We start from the raw sequence: 17364 nt of genomic DNA on the forward strand, positions 1-17364 counted from the left end.
TCCGGCCCCCACGAACGCGCGGCCGAACGTACTACCGCGCCTCAGCCTCACGCACCGCTTCCGGCGTAGGCGCCGTCCCTCCGAGATGCGCCGGCATCCACCATGTGTCGTCCGGCCCCTTCGGCCGCACCGGATACGCGCGCTGCGCGGCTTCGAGGAGCTCGTTGACCCGCTCCCGGACCTGCCGTGTGATGGCACCGGCGTACTTGTCCCGGGAAGCCTCGATCGCCTCCCCGACCCGCATCGTGATCGGGATGTGGCTGCGCTTGAAGTTGCGGGGGTGCCCCTTAGTCCACAGCCGCTGCGTGCCCCAGACGGCCATCGGGATCAGGGGGACACCCGCCTCCTGCGCCATCCGCGCCGCACCCGACTTGAAGCTCTTCAGCGTGAAGGACGGCGAGATCGTCGCCTCCGGGAAGACCCCGACGATCTCGCCCGACCGCAGCGACTCCAGGGCGTGGGCGTACGCCGTCTCGCCCTGCGCGCGGTCGACCGGGATGTGCTTCATCCCGCGCATCAGCGGACCGGAGACCTTGTGGCGGAAAACCGACTCCTTCGCCATGAAACGCACGAGACGTTTCTGCGGGAGCGCGGCCAGGCCGTTGAAGACGAAGTCCAGGTAGCTGATGTGGTTGCTCACCAGTACGGCGCCGCCCGAGCGCGGGATGTTCTCCGAACCCTTGCAGTCGATCTTGAGGTCCCAGACCTTGAACAGCGCCTGGGCGAATCCGACGACGGGACGGTAGACAAGCTCTGCCATGGGCGGGGTGAGCCCTTCCTGCTCTGCCTGGGAAGTTCCCGGCATTAAGTTACGCAGCCGTAGGTTTACGGCATCTCGCAGATCGTGCCCGAAGAACGGACGGGGAGCCAGTCTTGGTGCCCGCCCAGGGAGAGATTCTCGTCACGTCGGTCGTGTGATCCGTCCTGCTCTTTTTAAACCGCCTTTACTCCGCGCGTACCGTCACCCGCCTGACGAGCAGGTACATCTCGCACCCCAGGCAGTAACTGAACGTGGCGTTGAGAAAGGCTGCCGCGAGTGCCGCTCCGGTGGCGGCGAGTCCGAGCCACGCCGGTCCGATCCCGTAGCCCACGAGTCCGACGGCCGCGAAGGAGAGGCCCACAGCCTGGGCGAACCGGGGCGGTTCCGGTGCCTCGAACTCGGTCGGCGGTCCGATCCGCGGCCGTACGACCTTCCGGAACAGCAGGCCGTACGGCGAGCGGCCCACCCCGCCCGCCGCCCCCAGCGCGAACGCCAGCGTCTGCCAGGCCAGCAGCCAGAAGCTGCCCGTGATCAGAGCGGCCGCCAGAACGACGGTCGTCACGGCCGCTCCGAAGCGCGGCCCTCGTACGTCAATGTCCATGAATCAAGCATTCCGCAACGGACAGACGGGAGGGAGGCGGGAATCTTTGCAGTCTCGTGAATGCTTGTGCAGGTGATGACCGGACTTGTGGTGTGCGTGGTGGTGCTCGCGGCGGCGAGCGCCTATGGGGTGCTGCAGAAGCGGCGGAGCGGGAGGGTGAGGGTGCGCGGGCGCGACGACGGGAAGAAGCTCGGCGCGGCCGAGTTGGGAGAGGACCTCGGTGAACGAGCCACGCTGGTCCAGTTCTCCAGCGCCTTCTGCGCGCCCTGCCGGGCGACCCGGCGGGTCCTCGGCGAGGTCGCGGGCATGGTCCCGGGTGTGGCCCACGTCGAGATCGACGCCGAGAAGAACCTCGACCTGGTCCGTGAACTCGACATCCTCAAGACGCCGACCGTACTGGTCCTCGACGCCGACGGCAGGGTCGTGCGGCGCGCCACCGGCCAGCCGCGCAAGGCGGACGTCATAGCGGCGATCGGGGAGGCGGTCTGAGGCCGGTGGGCGCACGGTGAGGCATCTCCCATATGTCGGTACTCACTTGACTGTGTACGGCACCTATCGTCAGCCTGACCGTATGCCTACGGAACTCCTTCTGTTCGGGCGGGTCCACGTCGACCTGGCCCGCACCGCGAGCGCGCGCTGTCCGGCCTGTTGAGCAGCCACGGTCCAGCTCGACACTCCTCGCAGAAGGAACACCGCATGACGGCCACGTCCGACCTCGGCAGCCACCAGCTCGCCTCTCCCGACCTCCTGCGCTCCGTCTTCCGGCGGCATGCGGCAGGCGTCGCCGTGATCACCGCGAGCGGTGACGCCGGCCCGGTCGGCTTCACCGCCACCTCCCTCGCCTCCGTCTCCGCCGAACCCCCCATGCTGTCCTTCGGGATCGGCACGGGAGCCTCCAGCTGGCCCGCGATCTCCCGGGCCGGTCACGTCGGCGTGCACATACTCGGCGAGCACCAGGAGGAGCTGGCCGCCACCTTCGCCCGCAGTGGCGCCGACCGTTTCGGCGCGCCCACCGCCTGGCGCGAGGGTCCCGAGGGCGTCCCCGTCCTCGACGGCGTGCTCGCCTGGCTGGTGTGCCGGGTACACGCGCGCGTGCCCGCCGGTGATCACCGCATCGTGCTGGCCGAGGTGAGGCTCGGTGACCCCGCGGGCACCGGCCGGCCGCTGCTCTACCACCAGGGTCGGTTCAACGGCCTGCGCGACTGATCGGCTCATCGGCGCTTCCGCTGGTGCGGGGCGGTCGAGTTCCGATTACGCTGCGTTGCACAGGTCACAGTTCAAAGCGCTTGCTTAGCGGGCAAGAACTGGATGTACTGGTGAGTAATATTGCGGTCGGAGCGCAGCCGCCCCGACCGGGATCGGCCGCATGAGGCGCCTATGCTGCCTGCAAGAGGCAGCTGAGAAATGACGATGCAGTAGGAGAGCCGGCGTGAGCTTGAGGATCGTTGTCACTGTGAAGTACGTGCCCGACGCCACCGGCGACCGGCACTTCGCCGATGACCTGACCGTCGACCGGGACGACGTGGACGGTCTGCTCTCCGAGCTCGACGAGTACGCGGTCGAGCAGGCGCTGCAGATCTCCGAGAACTCCGACGACGACGTCGAGGTCACGGTCCTGACCGTCGGCCCCGAGGACGCCAAGGACGCGCTCCGCAAGGCCCTGTCCATGGGCGCCGACAAGGCCATCCACGTCGAGGACGACGACCTGCACGGCACCGACGTCATCGGCACCTCCCTGGTGCTGGCCAAGGCCATCGAGAAGGCCGGCTACGACCTGGTGATCTCCGGCCTGGCCTCCACCGACGGCACCATGGGCGTCGTCCCGGCCCTGCTGGCCGAGCGCCTGGGTGTCCCGCAGGTCACGCTGCTCTCCGAGGTCTCCGTCGAGGACGGCACCGTCAAGGGCCGCCGCGACGGCGACGCCGCCTCGGAGCAGCTGGAGGCCTCCCTCCCGGCCGTCGTCTCGGTCACCGACCAGTCGGGCGAGGCGCGTTACCCCTCCTTCAAGGGCATCATGGCGGCCAAGAAGAAGCCGGTTCAGTCCTGGGACCTGTCCGACCTGGACCTGGAGGCCGAGCAGGTCGGCCTGGAGGGCTCCTACACCACGGTCGACTCCGCCGCGGAGCGTCCGGCCCGCACGGCCGGCACGATCGTCAAGGACGAGGGCGAGGGCGGCAAGCAGCTCGCCGAGTACCTCGCGAGCCAGAAGTTCATCTAAGGGTTCTGGCCCGCTGAGGCTCAACCCCCTTACCGCCCCTCAAGCCTTCGCAATCCGCAGGAGAGCATTCCCATGGCTGAAGTTCTCGTCTACGTCGATCACCTGGACGGTGCCGTCCGCAAGCCCACCCTGGAGCTGCTGACCCTGGCCCGCCGCATCGGCGAGCCCGTCGCCGTCGCGCTCGGCAACGGCGCCGCCGACACCGCCGCCGTCCTGGGCGAGCACGGCGCCGTGAAGGTCCTCACCCACGACGCCTCCGAGTACGCCGACTACCTCGTCGTACCCAAGGTCGACGCCCTCCAGGCCGCCGTGGAGGCCGTCTCCCCGGCCGCCGTGCTGGTCCCGTCCTCCGCCGAGGGCAAGGAGATCGCCGCCCGTCTGGCGCTGCGCATCGGCTCCGGCGTCATCACCGACGCCGTCGACCTGGAGGCCGGTGACGAGGGTCCGGTGGCCACCCAGTCGGTGTTCGCCGCCTCCTTCACCACCAAGTCCCGCGTCAGCAAGGGCACCCCGGTCATCACCGTCAAGCCCAACTCCACCTCCGTCGAGGCCGCCCCGGCCGCCGGCGCCGCCTCGGAGCTGAGCGTGACCTTCTCCGCGCAGGCCACCGGCACCAAGGTCACCGGCCGTACCCCGCGTGAGTCCACCGGGCGCCCGGACCTGACCGAGGCCGCGATCGTGGTCTCCGGTGGCCGCGGTGTCAACGGCGCCGAGAACTTCGCGATCATCGAGGCCCTCGCCGACTCCCTCGGCGCGGCCGTCGGCGCCTCGCGTGCCGCGGTGGACGCCGGCTGGTACCCGCACACCAACCAGGTCGGCCAGACCGGCAAGTCCGTCTCGCCGCAGCTGTACATCGCCAACGGCATCTCCGGCGCGATCCAGCACCGCGCCGGCATGCAGACCTCGAAGACGATCGTGGCGATCAACAAGGACGCCGAGGCGCCGATCTTCGACCTCGTCGACTACGGCGTCGTCGGCGACCTCTTCGACGTCGTCCCCGCCCTCACCGAGGAGATCAACACCCGCAAGGGCTGATCCCTCCGGGCTCACGAGGCCCCCGTGACCGCCGACGCGGTCGCGGGGGCCTCGGCTTGTCCCCTCGGCTCATTCCAGGGTCACCGTGGCCTGCACCGGCAGATGATCGCTCGGGAACTGCCCGCCGGACTCGAAGGTGTTGACGGCGGCCCGGTGCACGGTCGTGCCGGGTGTGGCGAGGATCCAGTCGATGCGCTCGCCGTCGGGGGTGAGGGGTTTGTAGCCGTGGAACGTGGCGTACAGCTCGCTGCGTTCGGCGGCCGCGTCCCAGGTGTCGACGAGACCCGTGGCGAGCAGGATGTCGTACGCCTGGTTGTCGTGGGCCGCGGCGTTGAAGTCGCCGGTCACGAGGACCGGTGACGTCCGTTCGAACTCGGCGATCTTCTGGGCGAGGAACTGTGCGGAACGCACGCGCGCGTACTGGCCCACATGGTCGAAGTGGGTGTTGAGGACGTAGAACTCCCGTCCGCCGACGGCCCGGTCGCGGAAGCGGACCCAGGTGACGATCCGGGGGAGAGCGCCGCCCCAGGTGTTCGAGCCGATCACCCTGGGCGTGTCGGAGAGCCAGAGCGTGTCGTGCTCGACGGGGGCCAGGCGCCGGGTGTCGTAGAAGATCGCCGTGGACTCGTCGTGGCTGCCGCCCTCGCGGCCGGTGCCGATCCACTCGTAGTGCGGTCCGAGGTCGGCGTGGATGTCGAGCAGCTGCTGGTAGAGGCCTTCCTGAGTGCCCATCAGGGTGGGGGCCTCCTGGCGCAGCAGTTGGCGCATCACCGGGCGGCGGACGGCCCAGCTGTTGGGTTCGGAGGTGCTGGCGAAGCGCAGATTGAACGTCATGACATCGAGCCGGCGGTGGGACGACTTGGCGGCGGAGGCCGGCAGCGTGACCATCAGCGGCACGGTGACGGCGGCGGCCACGGCGGTTCTGAGACCCATACGACGCGTCATTCTGTGGGTGTCCGACATGTTGTTTCCCTCCCGACGGGACAGGATGAATGGTCGAACCGGAGTGCGGTAGAGGGCGTAGAGGTTCTCGGCACCTTGAATGAACGGGGTGGCTCATGCTGTGGACGGGGTGTTGACCGTCGGGAACCATCGCGGATAACTTCGCTCTACGGATTGTTGATTCCGTAGAGCGGAAAACAGGAGGGTGTGGGATGGGTCAGGGCCAGCAGGAGCAGGTGGCGACCAGCCTCGCGGGTGCCGTCAGCGAGGAGATCAGCGCCTCCCTCGCGCCGGTCGACGCCGAACTGGAGCGCCGCTACCCCGGAGACCCCGGCACCCGCCAGCCCGTGCACACCGTCTACGTCCCCGGTGACGTCTTCGCCGCCGACACCATCCGCTCCTGGGGCGACAAGGCCCTCACCGCCCTCGACGAACACGCGCCGGACGCCGCGTCCTTCGCCGCCGTCCTCGGGCTGTCCGACGAACTCGCCGAGCCCGTCTACGCGCGCGTGCGGGCCAAGCTGGCGCACGAGCCGATCGAGGACCTGCGCGTCGACTTCGAGGACGGCTACGGCCCGCGTCCGGACGCCGAGGAGGACGAGACGGCGGCCCGCGCGGCCCGGCTGATCGCCGGGGCGTACGAGAACAGCACGGCGGCGCCGTACATGGGCATCCGCATGAAGTGCATGGAGGCGGCCGTCCGGGACCGGGGCATCCGGACCCTCGACGTCTTCCTGACCGGCCTGATGGCGGCGATCGGCCTGCCCGAAGGGCTGGTGCTGACCCTTCCGAAGGTGACGTACGCCGAGCAGGTCACCGCGTTCGTCCGGCTTCTGGAAGCTTTCGAGAAGGCACACGGCCTGGACACCGGCCGGCTCGGCTTCGAGATCCAGATCGAGACCAGCCAGTCCATCCTCGCCACCGACGGCACCGCCACGGTCGCCCGGATGATCCAGGCCGCCGAGGGCCGCGCCACCGGACTGCACTACGGCACCTTCGACTACAGCGCCTGCCTCGGCGTCTCCGCCGCCCACCAGGCCAGTGACCACCCCGCCGCCGACCACGCCAAGGCGGTCATGCAGGTCGCGGCCGCGGGCACCGGCGTACGGGTCTCGGACGGCTCCACGAACGTCCTGCCGGTCGGGCCGACGGCGAAGGTCCACGACGCCTGGCGGCTGCACTACGGCCTGACGCGCCGGGCGCTCGCCCGCGCCTACTACCAGGGCTGGGACATGCACCCCGGCCACCTCCCCACCCGGTACGCGGCCGTGTACGCCTTCTACCGCGAGGGTTTCGAGCAGGCCGCCGGCCGACTCGCCCGCTACGCGGGCCGGGTCGGCGGTGACGTGATGGACGAGCCCGCTACCGCCAAGGCGCTCAGCGGCTATCTGCTGCGCGGTCTCGACTGCGGTGCCCTGGACATCGGGGAGGTCGCCCGGCTGACCGGTCTGACCCGGGCCGACCTGGAGGCCTACGCGGCGCCCCGGCGCGGTGATCTGACCGTCTCCCGCAGTAGTTCCACGAAGTCGGGGAAGAAGTAGCGGCCCTGTCACGGTGGCAACCGCCCACTGGAGTTGTCACTCCTGCCCCGTAGTCTGTACGGCACGCATTGACGTGTCACAGGAACGGGGCAGCGGTGTCTTCGGGGGAGACCAACGGAAAGGGCCAGGACGACGTCGGTCGGCTGCTGGCCGGGCGTTATCGGGTCGTGGCCCAGCTCGGGCGCGGCGGTATGGGTGTGGTCTGGCGGGCCGTCGACGAGGTCCTCGGCCGCGAGGTCGCCGTCAAGGAACTGCGCACCTACACCGACGGGCCCGAACTCGCCGATTTGCGGCTGCGGATGCAGCGCGAGGCCCGCGCGGCGGCCCGGATCCGCCATCCCGGCGTCGTCGCGGTGCACGACGTGGCCGAGGTCGACGGGCGCCCGCTGATCGTCATGGAGCTGGTCGAGGGCCCCTCCTTGGACCAGGTGCTGCGCAAGCAGGGGACTCTCGACCCGCGGGAGGCGGCCGGCATCGGCGCCAAGGTCATGGACGCCCTGGCCGCCGCCCACGAGGCGGGCGTACTGCACCGGGACGTCAAGCCCGGCAACATCCTGCTCGACCGCTCCGGCCGCGTCCTGCTCACCGACTTTGGCATCGCCACCATGGACGACCCGGGCGACGGATCGGCCACCAGCCTCACCCGCACCGGCCACCTCGTCGGCTCCCTGGACTACATGGCCCCCGAGCGCGCCCAGGGCGCCGATCCGGGACCGGCCTCCGACGTATGGGCCCTCGGCGCCACGCTGTACGCGGCCGTCGAGGGAGCCTCGCCGTTCCGCCGCACGTCGACGTTCTCCACGCTCACCGCGATCGTCGGCGAACCGCTCCCCGAGTCCCACCGCGCCGGCGCCCTCGGCCCCGTTCTCCAGCGCCTGCTGGACAAGCGGCCCGAGGCGCGCCCGGGGGCCGAGGAGGCGCGCGTACTGCTGCAGGCGGTGGCGGACGGGGGCGGGGCCGCCGGATCAGACAGTCCCACGACCACCTTGCGGGGTACGGCGGGGGCGCCGGGCCAGGCCGAGACCGCAGCGGATGCCCTGGCGGCATCGGCCGGTCCGGGCGCGGCGCAAGGGGCTGAGCCGGTTCATGGCCCCGGGGCACCCGAAACCGCGGGGACCAGCGCGGCCCCCGCGCCGGGGGCCGCACGGCCGACCGGGCCCGCGGCGGCCTTGGTGCCCGGGGCTCCCGGGCAGGCCGAGGACCCGGCCGCCTGGTGGTTGGTGTCCGCTGCTCAGGGTGGAGAGGGACAGGCCGCGCCGCCGGAGCAGGGCTTCGGTGCCCCCGCTCAAGGCGGCGATCCGGCACACGGCCCCGAGACGTCCGCAGCCCCTCCGCAACCTTCGGCGCACGGCTACGGGACGTCTCGTGAGACGGCCCCCATGGCCCCCTCCCGTACGCCCCGTCGCAACCGGCGCGCCCTGCTCGCCGCCGCGGCCGTCGCGGCCGTTCTCGCGGTGGCCGGCACGGCTGTCGCGCTGATGAACAACTCGGGCAAAGCCGAAGCCGACGCCCGGCCGCTCGCGTCCGGTACGAGTGAGTCCGCCTCCGTCTCCGCCTCCGCCCGCACCGACGCGGACCCTTCAGGCAGCGCGGCGCTGACGGACGGGGACGCCAGGAAGACCCCGAGTGCGAAGGGGACGGCGGACAAGGGCGGCAGTGCCGACCCCACGAGCCGTGCCTCCGCTTCCGCCACGGCGGACGGCGGCGGCTCGGACGGCGACGATGCCGGCGGCGGCTCCGGGGACGGCGGTACGACCGGTCACGGCGACCCGAGCACCCCCGCACCGGCCCCTGCCTGCACCGCCATCGGCGGCGCCAAGTACAACTGCACCGTCTGGAAGACCGCCAAGTCCTACACCCCCTCCGGCGCCGAGGCCGGTGTCCTGGGCGCGGGCACCAACTACTTCTACTGCCAGTCGAACCTGGGCCGCCGCGAGACGTCCGGCCAGTGGACCAACGTCTGGTGGGCGAAGACGGACGACGACAGCGGCAACACCGGTGTCTACGTCAGCGACGTCTACATCAAGGGCGGGAACAACGACGAGCCGGTGCCGGGACTCCCGGTCTGCTGACCTCTCACGTACCGCTCGAGGCCGGACTCCGTGCCGCGCTTCTCATCGGCGAACAGCCGGGTGCCCGCCTCGCACAGCAGCCGGTCGGCGCGGGCCCGTGCCACGAACTCCTCCGGCGTGACGCCGAACAGCTCCCGCAACCGGGCCGATCCCACGAGTAGTTCGGTCAGCAGCTCCCGCTGGCCGGGATGGGTGCGCGGCGCGCCGGTGCCGTCGTGCAGGACGCCGTGGCGGTTGACGTACGAGTGGACGCCCGGCAGCGTCCGGCCGCCGGGCAGCTCGACCCGCACCTCGGGCACGGGCAGCCAGGCGCGCCCGTAGTTGCCGTTCGGCAGCGGCACCCCCTCGCTCGCGTCGACGACCGCGAGCTGCTCGGCGTCCAGCCAGAGGACGAACAACTCCCGTACGGCGTCCGGAGCTTCGAAGGGCGACGCGGACACGTATCCCATGCGGCTCACGTGCGCGGAGACGCCCACGCCGACGCCGGTCACCCGTGCCTTGACCATCGGAATCGGCGAGGTGATCTCGAACTCGGCCATCTTGTGCCGCAGTTGGCCCGGACTGGCGTTGGAGCCGATCGCCAGGACGGGCGCACGGTCCTCGTGCCACCGCCCGTCGCGGGGCAGGGGGACGAGCCGGTCGCCGTCGAGCAGCGCGGAGTCCGCCGGCCAGGCGCCGGGATACAGCAGCGGGTGATCGCGAGGAGCCTCGGCCAGACCGAGGGCCTCCAGGGTGAAGTCCTCCATCGGCTGCTCAGTCCGCGGGCGGCAGTTCACCGGAACCCCGGGTGATCAGTCGTGTCGGCAGTTCGATCCGCTCCGGCGTCAGCAGCGTCCCGTCCAGCTGGCGGAACAGCCGCTCCGCGGCGGTACGCCCCAGCGTCGCCGCGTCCTGGGCGACGACCGTGACACCCGGCTGGAGCAGATCGGCGAGTTCGATGTCGTCGAATCCGACGAGGGCGACCCGGCGGGTGTGTTCGGCGAGGACACGGATCACGGTGACGGTCACCCGGTTGTTGCCGGTGAAGATCGCGGTGACGGGGGAGGGGCCCACAAGCATCTCCTCGGCCGCCCGGCGCACCCGCTCCGGATCGGTGACGCCCAGCGAGGTCCAGGCGTCCGCCACCTCGATGCCGGCGTCCTCCATGGCGGCCCGGTATCCACGCAACCGCTCGACGGCCGTGTGGATGCGGGGCATGTCGCCGATGAAGCCGATCCGCCGGTGGCCGTGGGCGATGAGGTGGGCCACGGCGTCGCGGGCCCCGCCGAAGTTGTCGGAGAGGACCACGTCGGCGTCGATCCGGCCCGCCGGACGGTCCACGAACACCGTGGCGACGCCCGCCTTCAGCTCCGGCTCCAGATACCGGTGGTCGTCACCGGCCGGGATGACCACCAGGCCGTCCACGCGCCGGGCGCACAGGGCCAGCACCAGTTCCTGCTCGCGCTCCGGGTCCTCGGCGCTGGAACCGTTGATGAGCAGGGCGCCGTTGGCACGGGCCACCTCCTCCACCGCGCGGCTGAGCGGGCCGTAGAACGGGTCGGCGAGGTCCTCCAGGACCAGGCCGATGCTGGCGGTACGGCCCTTGCGCAGGACGCGCGCGCTGTCGTTGCGGCGGAAGCCGAGGGCGTCGATGGCCTCCCGGACCCGGTGTTCCGTCTCGGGTGTGACACCCGGTTCGCCGTTGACCACGCGTGAGACCGTCTTCAGCCCGACGCCGGCTCGCGCGGCCACGTCCTTCATGGTCGGGCGGTTGCCGTACCGGGTCGTGGAGAGGCGGTCTGCTCGGCTGTGGGTGTCGGGCACGATACGGAGTCCTGTCCTGTGGTCGACGGGGATGCGGCGATCCATGATGTTGTATGAGGATGTGGCGTCGAGCATAGAGCCTGGACAACGTTGTCAGATGCGGGAGACACTGTCCACCGCAATCTGTCGGCCAGCGCCCCCACCGCGAGACCGGCCTGTCCATTCCTCAAGGTTGACCGGGGAGAACTGACACTGATGCACACCGACCTCGTGGCTGCGCTCGACATCGGCGGCACCAAGATCGCCGGAGCGCTGGTGGACGGCCACGGCCGGATACTGCTCCGCGCGCAGCGCGCCACGCCCGCGCAGGAGGACGGCGAGAGCGTGATGCGCGCCGTCGAGGAGACCCTCGGCGAGCTCACTCACTCGCCCCTGTGGGGGCGCGCATGCGCCCTCGGCATCGGCAGCGCGGGCCCGGTGGACGCCTCCACCGGCACCGTGAGCCCGGTGAACGTGCCGGGCTGGCGCGACTTCCCGCTGGTCCGCAGGGTCCAGGAGGCAGCCGGCGGGCTCCCCGTAGAGCTGATCGGCGACGGTGTGGCCATCACGGCGGCGGAACACTGGCAGGGGGCCGCACGCGGGCACGACAACGCGCTGTGCATGGTCGTGTCGACCGGGGTCGGCGGCGGCCTGGTGCTGAACGGTCAACTGCACGCAGGACCCACCGGCAACGCCGGTCACATCGGCCACATCAGCGTCGAGCTCGACGGCGACCTGTGCCCGTGCGGCGGGCGCGGCTGCGTGGAGCGCATAGCCAGCGGCCCGAACATCGCCCGGCGCGCGCTGGAGAACGGCTGGCGGCCCGGACCCGACGGTGACACGTCCGCCGCCGCGGTGGCCGACGCGGCCCGGGGCGGCGACCCGGTCGCCGTGGCCTCCTTCGCCCGGGCGGCCCAGGCGCTGGCCGCCGGCATCGCGGCCACCGCGACCCTCGTGGAGATCGACATCGCGGTCATCGGCGGCGGGGTCGGCAAGGCGGGTGACGTCCTCTTCGAACCGCTGCGCAAGGCGCTGGGCGACTACGCGACCCTGTCCTTCGTCCAGCGGCTGACGATCGTGCCCGCGCAGATGGGCACGGACGCCGGGCTGGTCGGGGCGGCCGCGGCGGCGCTGGCGAAGCGGACCGACACGGCCGCGGTGGTCTGACGACACGCGGGACGACAGGTGCGAGAGAAACGTTCACGCGGTGGCCGGGTCCGGAGACGGGCCCGGCCACCGCGTGCATACGGCGGCTCTCAGCAGCTCAACCGCGCGTCGCCCCAGTCGGCGTGGTCCGAGTCGATGCCGTCACCGCCGTCCGTGACGACCAGCCGGACCAGCCGGGCGCCGGTGACGTCCGCGGTGAGCGGCTGGGCCGGCATCGCGTTGGTCAGGACACCGGTGGACGCCACCTTGGTGCCGTCCGCCCACACCTCGAAGGCGACCGTGCCGTTCGCGCCCTTCTCGTCGTCGACGCCCACCTGGGCGGTGACCGTCTCGCAGACCGCGCCCGTGTAGTACTCGACGGAGCTCTCCGCGTGCACGCCGAGCCCCTTGGCGTACACCACCGAGCCGATGGTGATCGGATGTCCGTCGCCCGCGGCGCTCTCCCCGTTGCTGGTGTTGCGTTCGACGGGACCGTAGCCGTTGGCGGCCGACAGCCACGGCAGGTCACCGAGGCCGGAGGTGCCCGAGGGCGGCGGGACCACCACGGTCGCGCTGAAGGGCAGTGTGCTGTCGACCCGGACACCGGACGGTGAGCGGTAACTCGCCCTGAGCGTCAGGTCGTACGACCCCGTCGGCGTCCCCTGGGGCGCGGTGAGCGACCACTTCGTGCGAAGGGAACGGCCCGTGGACAGGGATGCGGCGGAGGTCGGTGAGGTCGGCTTCACGGTCCAGCCCTCGGGGCCGGACAACCGTACGGAGACCTGCCTGGCCGGGGTGCGTCCCAGGTCGGTGACGGTGGTCGTCAGTGCGGCAGGTGTGCCCACCTGGACCAACGGGCTGTTGTCCAGGCCGAGTTCGACGGCGGGCGGGTACAGGTGCCACCTGCGGTCGGCGGATACCCGTACGAGAACCGTGCCGTGCGCGGGGACGGTCGCCGAGATCGTGCCCGCGGTGTTGTAGCTCCTGTGCTGCCACAGGTCGCGCAGGCTGTACGCGTCGGCGTCGGGCAGGCCGACGGCGGCGGCGGTCGTCGCGATGCGCTGCGGGCTGCCCGACTCGTTGAACAGGGCGACCGTACGGCTGCCGTCCTTCATCTCCTTGGCGACGACCCAGCGTCCGCCCTCGGACGAGACCACGGTGCCCTGCTTGCCCAGCGGGTCCTGGTCGACGGCGATGACCTCCTTGTTCGCGAGGATCTCGAAGGTCTCCGCGGAGGCCGAGCGCAGGTCGCTGCCGATGAGCAGGGGGGCGGCCATGACCGACCACATCGAGAAGTGCGAGCGGTACTCGGTGTCCGTCATACCGCCGTTGCCGACCTCCAGCATGTCGGGGTCGTTCCAGTGGCCAGGGCCGGCGTGGGGGGCCAGCGGCAGGTTCTGCTTGAGGATCGACAGCATCGAGCCCCAGGTGTCGCTGATGTCGCCGGTGGTACGCCACAGGTGGCCGACGTCGGCGGCCCATTCCCAGGGCTTGTTCTGGCCCCATTCGCAGATGCTGTAGACGATCGGTCTGCCGGTCGCCTCGAGGGCGTCGCGCATGGTGGTGTAGCGCAGCTTGGCGTCCACACCCTGGTTGTTGCAGTTGTCGTACTTGAGGTAGTCGACGCCCCAGTCGGCGAACTGCCGGGCGTCGCTGTACTCGTGGCCCAGCGCCCCAGGGAAACCGACATTGCTGCACGTCCTGGTGCCGGCGCTGGTGTAGATGCCGAGCTTGAGCCCCTTGGAGTGCACGTAGTCGGCGACGGCCTTGATCCCGTTCGGGAAGCGGGCCGGGTCCGGGACGAGCCTACCGTCGGCGTCCCGGTCCGGCAGGGCCCAGCAGTCGTCGAGGTTGACGTACTGGTACCCGGCGTCCTTGAGGCCCTTGTCGACGAAGATGTCCGCGATCCCCTTGACCATGGACTCGTTGAACTCGGCCCGGCAGTGGGTGGAGTTCCAGTTGTTGAAGCCCATGGGCGGGGTGAGGGCGAGGCCGTCGGCCAGGGCGGGCGAGCTCGGACTCTCCCCGTTCGCGACGGCGGGAGCCGCCCCGGGGACCGCGAACAGCAGCACCGTGAGTGCGGCGACCGTCCTTCGGCGGGTCGTGCGGGTGTGAAGGTGACGCATCGTTACGTTCCTCCGAACCAGCAGAAGGTGCGATGACGGCATGTACGCGTCATCATGTGGGCGTTTACGTTAGGACGTGTTCGACTCTGGTGGAAGGGAGCGGCACGGCGTACGGCAGCGTGACCCAAACCGTCCGGTGCCGTTGATCAGGCCATGAAGAAGCGCAGCATGCTCGCCATCGCCTCCCTCGCCACCGGCTTCGTCGTCGCGGCGATCACTCCCTCGCACGCCCTGGGCGAGGGCCTCGATCACCTCGACGTCGACAAGACCCTCAGCTCCCTCGACCACACCGTCGCCGACGAGAGCCTGGACGGCCTGGACGACACCGCCCTCGGGCAGGGCGGCTGACGAGGACGGGACGGCTCCGGCTGCGGGGACCCGGCGACGGCCGCCTTTCTGAGGGTCGCGGCGGCCGCTCCTCGCCGGGGCCTTCACGGCCCTCGTCGACGCCGTAGCCGTGCTGCGCACAGGCAGGCACGCGGCCGACGAGGGACCGACCGGTCCCACGAACAGCAGCTCCGCACCACCGGCACCGGGGCCCCTCCGACGAGGGGCCCCGGTGCCGCGTTCGTGCGCCCTCATCTGGGGCTGGTTTCCGTGGCAGGGTGGAACGGGCAAGCCACAGGGGGCCAAACAGAAGAGGGGGAGTCCGTGATCGTCTGGATCAACGGCGCGTTCGGTGCGGGGAAGACCACCACCGCACGGGAACTGATCGAACTGATCCCGAACAGCACGCTCTTCGACCCCGAGGACATCGGCGCGGCGGTCGTGCACCTGCTGCCGCCCAAGCACCTCGCCGAGGTCGGTGACTTCCAGGACCTGCCGATCTGGCGACGCCTGGTGATCGACACGGCGGCCGCGCTGCTCGCCGAGCTGGGCGGGACCCTCGTGGTCCCCATGACCCTGCTGCGCCAGGAGTACCGCGACGAGATCTTCGGCGGTCTCGCCGCCCGCCGGATCAGCGTCCGGCACGTTCTCCTCGCTCCGGCGGAAACGATCCTGCGCGAACGAATAGCCGGGCGGGAGACCCCGCCGACCCTGCCGCTCGGCCAGGTGGGGCAGGGGCACTGGGCGTACGACCACATCGAGCCCTACCGGGCCGCCCTCGCCTCCTGGCTCACCGCCGACGCCCATCTGATCGACACCAGCGCGCTCACCCCGTACGAGACGGCCGCCCGCATCGCCGAGGACGTCGGTGCCGGGACCGTGCCCGCGTGCGACATCGTGCAGACCCCGGAGCCCAGCGCCGAGACGGTGGCCGCCGGGGTCCTCCTCTTCGACGAGCAGGACCGGGTGCTGCTCGTCGACCCCACCTACAAGGCCGGCTGGGAGTTCCCCGGCGGTGTCGTCGAGCCCGGCGAGGCGCCCGCGCAGGCCGGGATGCGCGAGGTCGCCGAGGAGACCGGCATCCGGCTGGAGGACGTACCGCGTCTCCTGGTCGTCGACTGGGAACCGCCCGCGCCTCCCGGATTCGGCGGACTGCGCCTCCTCTTCGACGGTGGCCGGCTCGGCTCCACCGAGGCGCGCCAGGTCCTGCTGCCCGGTCCCGAACTGCGCGGCTGGTGTTTCGCCAGCGAGGAGGAGGCCGCGGAGCTGCTGCCGCCGGTGCGCTACGAGCGGCTGCGGTGGGCGCTGCGGGCCCGGGAGCGCGGGGCGGCGCTGTATCTCGAAGCCGGGGTTCCGACCGGCTGAGACGTGGGACGGGGCCCCGTCGGCATGCACGGCCGACGGGGCTTCGCCGTGTCCGAGGCAGGTCCGGGGCGTCCGGGGCGAGCTCGAGGCAGGTTCGAGTCAGGCAAGCGGAGTGCGAGAACCTGCCTAGGGATTCGTCGCGGTACCTCCATGTCAGAGCTAACGAAACTTCCCACCCTCGTCAACTCTTCGCAACGAGCGCAAACAATCCCCTTTTCGGTCATTTTCCGCCTTGACCGGTCTCTCGGCGTGTTGCGACAGTCCGCTCAGTCTCACGGCGCCGACAACGGCCGGCGACCGACGCCTTTCCTTCAGGGGACAGCCTCATGACGAGACCCCCGCGCCGACCCCAGCACCTACCCGGGACGTCCGCACGATGACGACGCAACAGCAGCCGATGCCCGCCGACACCGGCACGACGCAAGCCGGTGAACCGTCGCCGGACCCGCCAAGCGACGGCACGGTCATCACCGGGCGCTCGCCCGCCCGCATGGCCTGGCGGCGCATCAGACGGGACAAGGTCACCATGGCCGCGTTCGTGATCACGGTGCTCTTCATCCTGATCGCACTGCTGGCCCCGGTCCTGACGGCGATCACCGGCTGGGGGCCGATCACCCCCGACGGCAAGGCGATCGACCCGGACACCGGCAACTTCCCGCGCGGGTCGCTGGGCGGCATCGGCCTCACCCACCTGCTGGGGGTCGAACCGGGCACGGGCTACGACCTGTTCGCCCGGATCGCCTACGGCCTGCGCACCTCGCTGCTCGTCGGCTTCGCCTCGGCCGTGCTGTCCACCGTCGTCGGTGTGGTGGCCGGTCTCGCGGCGGGGTACTCCGGCGGCTGGGTCGACTCCGTGCTGTCGCGGATCATGGACGTGATGCTGGCCTTCCCGCAGCTGCTGTTCATCATCGCGCTGACCCCGGTCATCCAGAACGCGATGCAGACCAACAGCCACGGCGGCACCGACGAGAACCTCCGGCTGCTGGTGCTCGTCCTGAACATCGCGGTGTTCGCCTGGGCCTACACCGCCCGGCTGGTGCGCGGACAGGTCCTGTCGCTGCGGGAGCGGGAGTTCGTCGACGCCGCGCGGATCATGAGCGCCGGGCGGTGGCACATCCTCTTCCGGCAGTTGCTGCCGAACCTGTGGGCGCCGGTTCTGATCTCCTTCGCGCTGGCCGTCCCGCAGAACATCACCACCGAGGCGGCCCTGTCGTACCTCGGCGTGGGCGTCATCCCGCCCAACCCGGACTGGGGGGCGCTGCTTTCGGACGCCTCGCAGTTCTTCCTCCAGGACCCCATGTACCTGTTCGTCCCCGGAGTCCTGCTGCTGATTCTCGTCCTGGCGCTGAACCTCCTCGGCGACGGCGTCCGGGACGCCCTGGACCCCCGCGCGGCCCGCGGCTGACGCGGTCCCCTCAACACCGGCGCGAACGGCCCCACTTGAGCCGT

Annotated in this window: 16 protein-coding genes; 10 read left to right on the forward strand and 6 right to left on the reverse strand. The window is 70.9% G+C overall.

What is annotated here, in order from left to right; all coding sequences use genetic code 11:
* Positions 1–31: 31 nt before the first annotated feature.
* A complete protein-coding gene (locus ABZT06_RS34910; RefSeq protein ID WP_355750307.1) occupies positions 32–760 on the reverse strand; it encodes a lysophospholipid acyltransferase family protein in 729 nt (242 codons plus the stop codon).
* 184 nt (positions 761–944) lie between these two features.
* Complete coding sequence (locus ABZT06_RS34915) at positions 945–1361, reverse strand: DUF4395 domain-containing protein (RefSeq protein WP_355750310.1); 417 nt, start codon at positions 1359–1361, stop codon at positions 945–947.
* A 75-nt stretch (positions 1362–1436) separates the two neighbouring features.
* Here ABZT06_RS34915 and ABZT06_RS34920 point away from each other — a divergent pair, with 75 nt between their 5' ends.
* From ABZT06_RS34920 to ABZT06_RS34935, 4 genes are all read left to right on the forward strand, one after another.
* Positions 1437–1850 carry a thioredoxin family protein gene (locus ABZT06_RS34920; protein ID WP_355750545.1) on the forward strand — a complete coding sequence of 138 codons (414 nt, stop codon included), beginning with the start codon at positions 1437–1439 and terminating at the stop codon, positions 1848–1850.
* A gap of 207 nt (positions 1851–2057) precedes the next feature.
* The gene (locus ABZT06_RS34925) at positions 2058–2567 is read left to right on the forward strand and encodes a flavin reductase family protein (RefSeq protein ID WP_355750313.1); all 510 of its coding nucleotides are present in this window, start codon (positions 2058–2060) and stop codon (positions 2565–2567) included.
* Between the two features lie 223 nt (positions 2568–2790).
* The gene (locus ABZT06_RS34930; RefSeq protein WP_355750316.1) at positions 2791–3579 is read left to right on the forward strand and encodes an electron transfer flavoprotein subunit beta/FixA family protein; all 789 of its coding nucleotides are present in this window, start codon (positions 2791–2793) and stop codon (positions 3577–3579) included.
* Positions 3580–3651: 72 nt separating this feature from the next.
* Positions 3652–4614 (forward strand): electron transfer flavoprotein subunit alpha/FixB family protein, encoded by a 963-nt coding sequence (locus ABZT06_RS34935; RefSeq protein ID WP_355750319.1) that lies wholly within the window; start codon positions 3652–3654, stop codon positions 4612–4614.
* 69 nt (positions 4615–4683) lie between these two features.
* Here the strand turns inward: ABZT06_RS34935 and ABZT06_RS34940 are convergent, their stop codons facing one another.
* Positions 4684–5577: an endonuclease/exonuclease/phosphatase family protein gene (locus ABZT06_RS34940; protein ID WP_355750322.1), complete on the reverse strand. Its 894-nt coding sequence runs from the start codon at positions 5575–5577 to the stop codon at positions 4684–4686.
* A gap of 191 nt (positions 5578–5768) precedes the next feature.
* Between ABZT06_RS34940 and ABZT06_RS34945 the strand changes: the two genes are divergently transcribed.
* Both ABZT06_RS34945 and ABZT06_RS34950 read left to right on the forward strand, forming a co-directional pair.
* A complete protein-coding gene (locus ABZT06_RS34945) occupies positions 5769–7097 on the forward strand; it encodes an aldolase (RefSeq protein ID WP_355750325.1) in 1329 nt (442 codons plus the stop codon).
* A 95-nt stretch (positions 7098–7192) separates the two neighbouring features.
* Positions 7193–9169, forward strand: a complete 1977-nt coding sequence (locus ABZT06_RS34950) for a protein kinase (protein WP_355750328.1) — start codon at positions 7193–7195, stop codon at positions 9167–9169.
* Here the strand turns inward: ABZT06_RS34950 and ABZT06_RS34955 are convergent.
* Both ABZT06_RS34955 and ABZT06_RS34960 read right to left on the reverse strand, forming a co-directional pair.
* The gene (locus tag ABZT06_RS34955) at positions 9115–9915 is read right to left on the reverse strand and encodes a hypothetical protein (RefSeq protein ID WP_355750331.1); all 801 of its coding nucleotides are present in this window, start codon (positions 9913–9915) and stop codon (positions 9115–9117) included. The genes ABZT06_RS34950 and ABZT06_RS34955 overlap by 55 nt on opposite strands.
* 7 nt (positions 9916–9922) lie before the next feature.
* Entirely contained in the window at positions 9923–10972 is a 1050-nt protein-coding gene (locus tag ABZT06_RS34960) for a LacI family DNA-binding transcriptional regulator (RefSeq protein WP_355750333.1), read from the reverse strand.
* Positions 10973–11167: 195 nt separating this feature from the next.
* On the opposite strand from ABZT06_RS34960, the gene ABZT06_RS34965 reads away from it, so the two are divergent.
* The gene (locus ABZT06_RS34965) at positions 11168–12118 is read left to right on the forward strand and encodes an ROK family protein (protein WP_355750336.1); all 951 of its coding nucleotides are present in this window, start codon (positions 11168–11170) and stop codon (positions 12116–12118) included.
* Positions 12119–12207: 89 nt separating this feature from the next.
* Here ABZT06_RS34965 and ABZT06_RS34970 read toward each other — a convergent pair whose 3' ends face one another.
* Entirely contained in the window at positions 12208–14223 is a 2016-nt protein-coding gene (locus ABZT06_RS34970) for an NPCBM/NEW2 domain-containing protein (protein WP_355750339.1), read from the reverse strand.
* 153 nt (positions 14224–14376) lie between these two features.
* On the opposite strand from ABZT06_RS34970, the gene ABZT06_RS34975 reads away from it, so the two are divergent.
* From ABZT06_RS34975 to ABZT06_RS34985, 3 genes are all read left to right on the forward strand, one after another.
* Positions 14377–14571, forward strand: a complete 195-nt coding sequence (locus ABZT06_RS34975; protein WP_355750342.1) for a hypothetical protein — start codon at positions 14377–14379, stop codon at positions 14569–14571.
* A 303-nt stretch (positions 14572–14874) separates the two neighbouring features.
* Positions 14875–15915, forward strand: coding sequence for an NUDIX domain-containing protein (locus ABZT06_RS34980; RefSeq protein WP_355750345.1), 1041 nt, complete (start codon positions 14875–14877; stop codon positions 15913–15915).
* Positions 15916–16291: 376 nt separating this feature from the next.
* Positions 16292–17320: an ABC transporter permease gene (locus tag ABZT06_RS34985; RefSeq protein WP_355750349.1), complete on the forward strand. Its 1029-nt coding sequence runs from the start codon at positions 16292–16294 to the stop codon at positions 17318–17320.
* Positions 17321–17364: the final 44 nt, after the last annotated feature.

It is taken from the genome of Streptomyces sp. NPDC005483, assembly GCF_040606035.1.
In the GTDB taxonomy this organism is placed as follows: Bacteria; Actinomycetota; Actinomycetes; order Streptomycetales; family Streptomycetaceae; genus Streptomyces.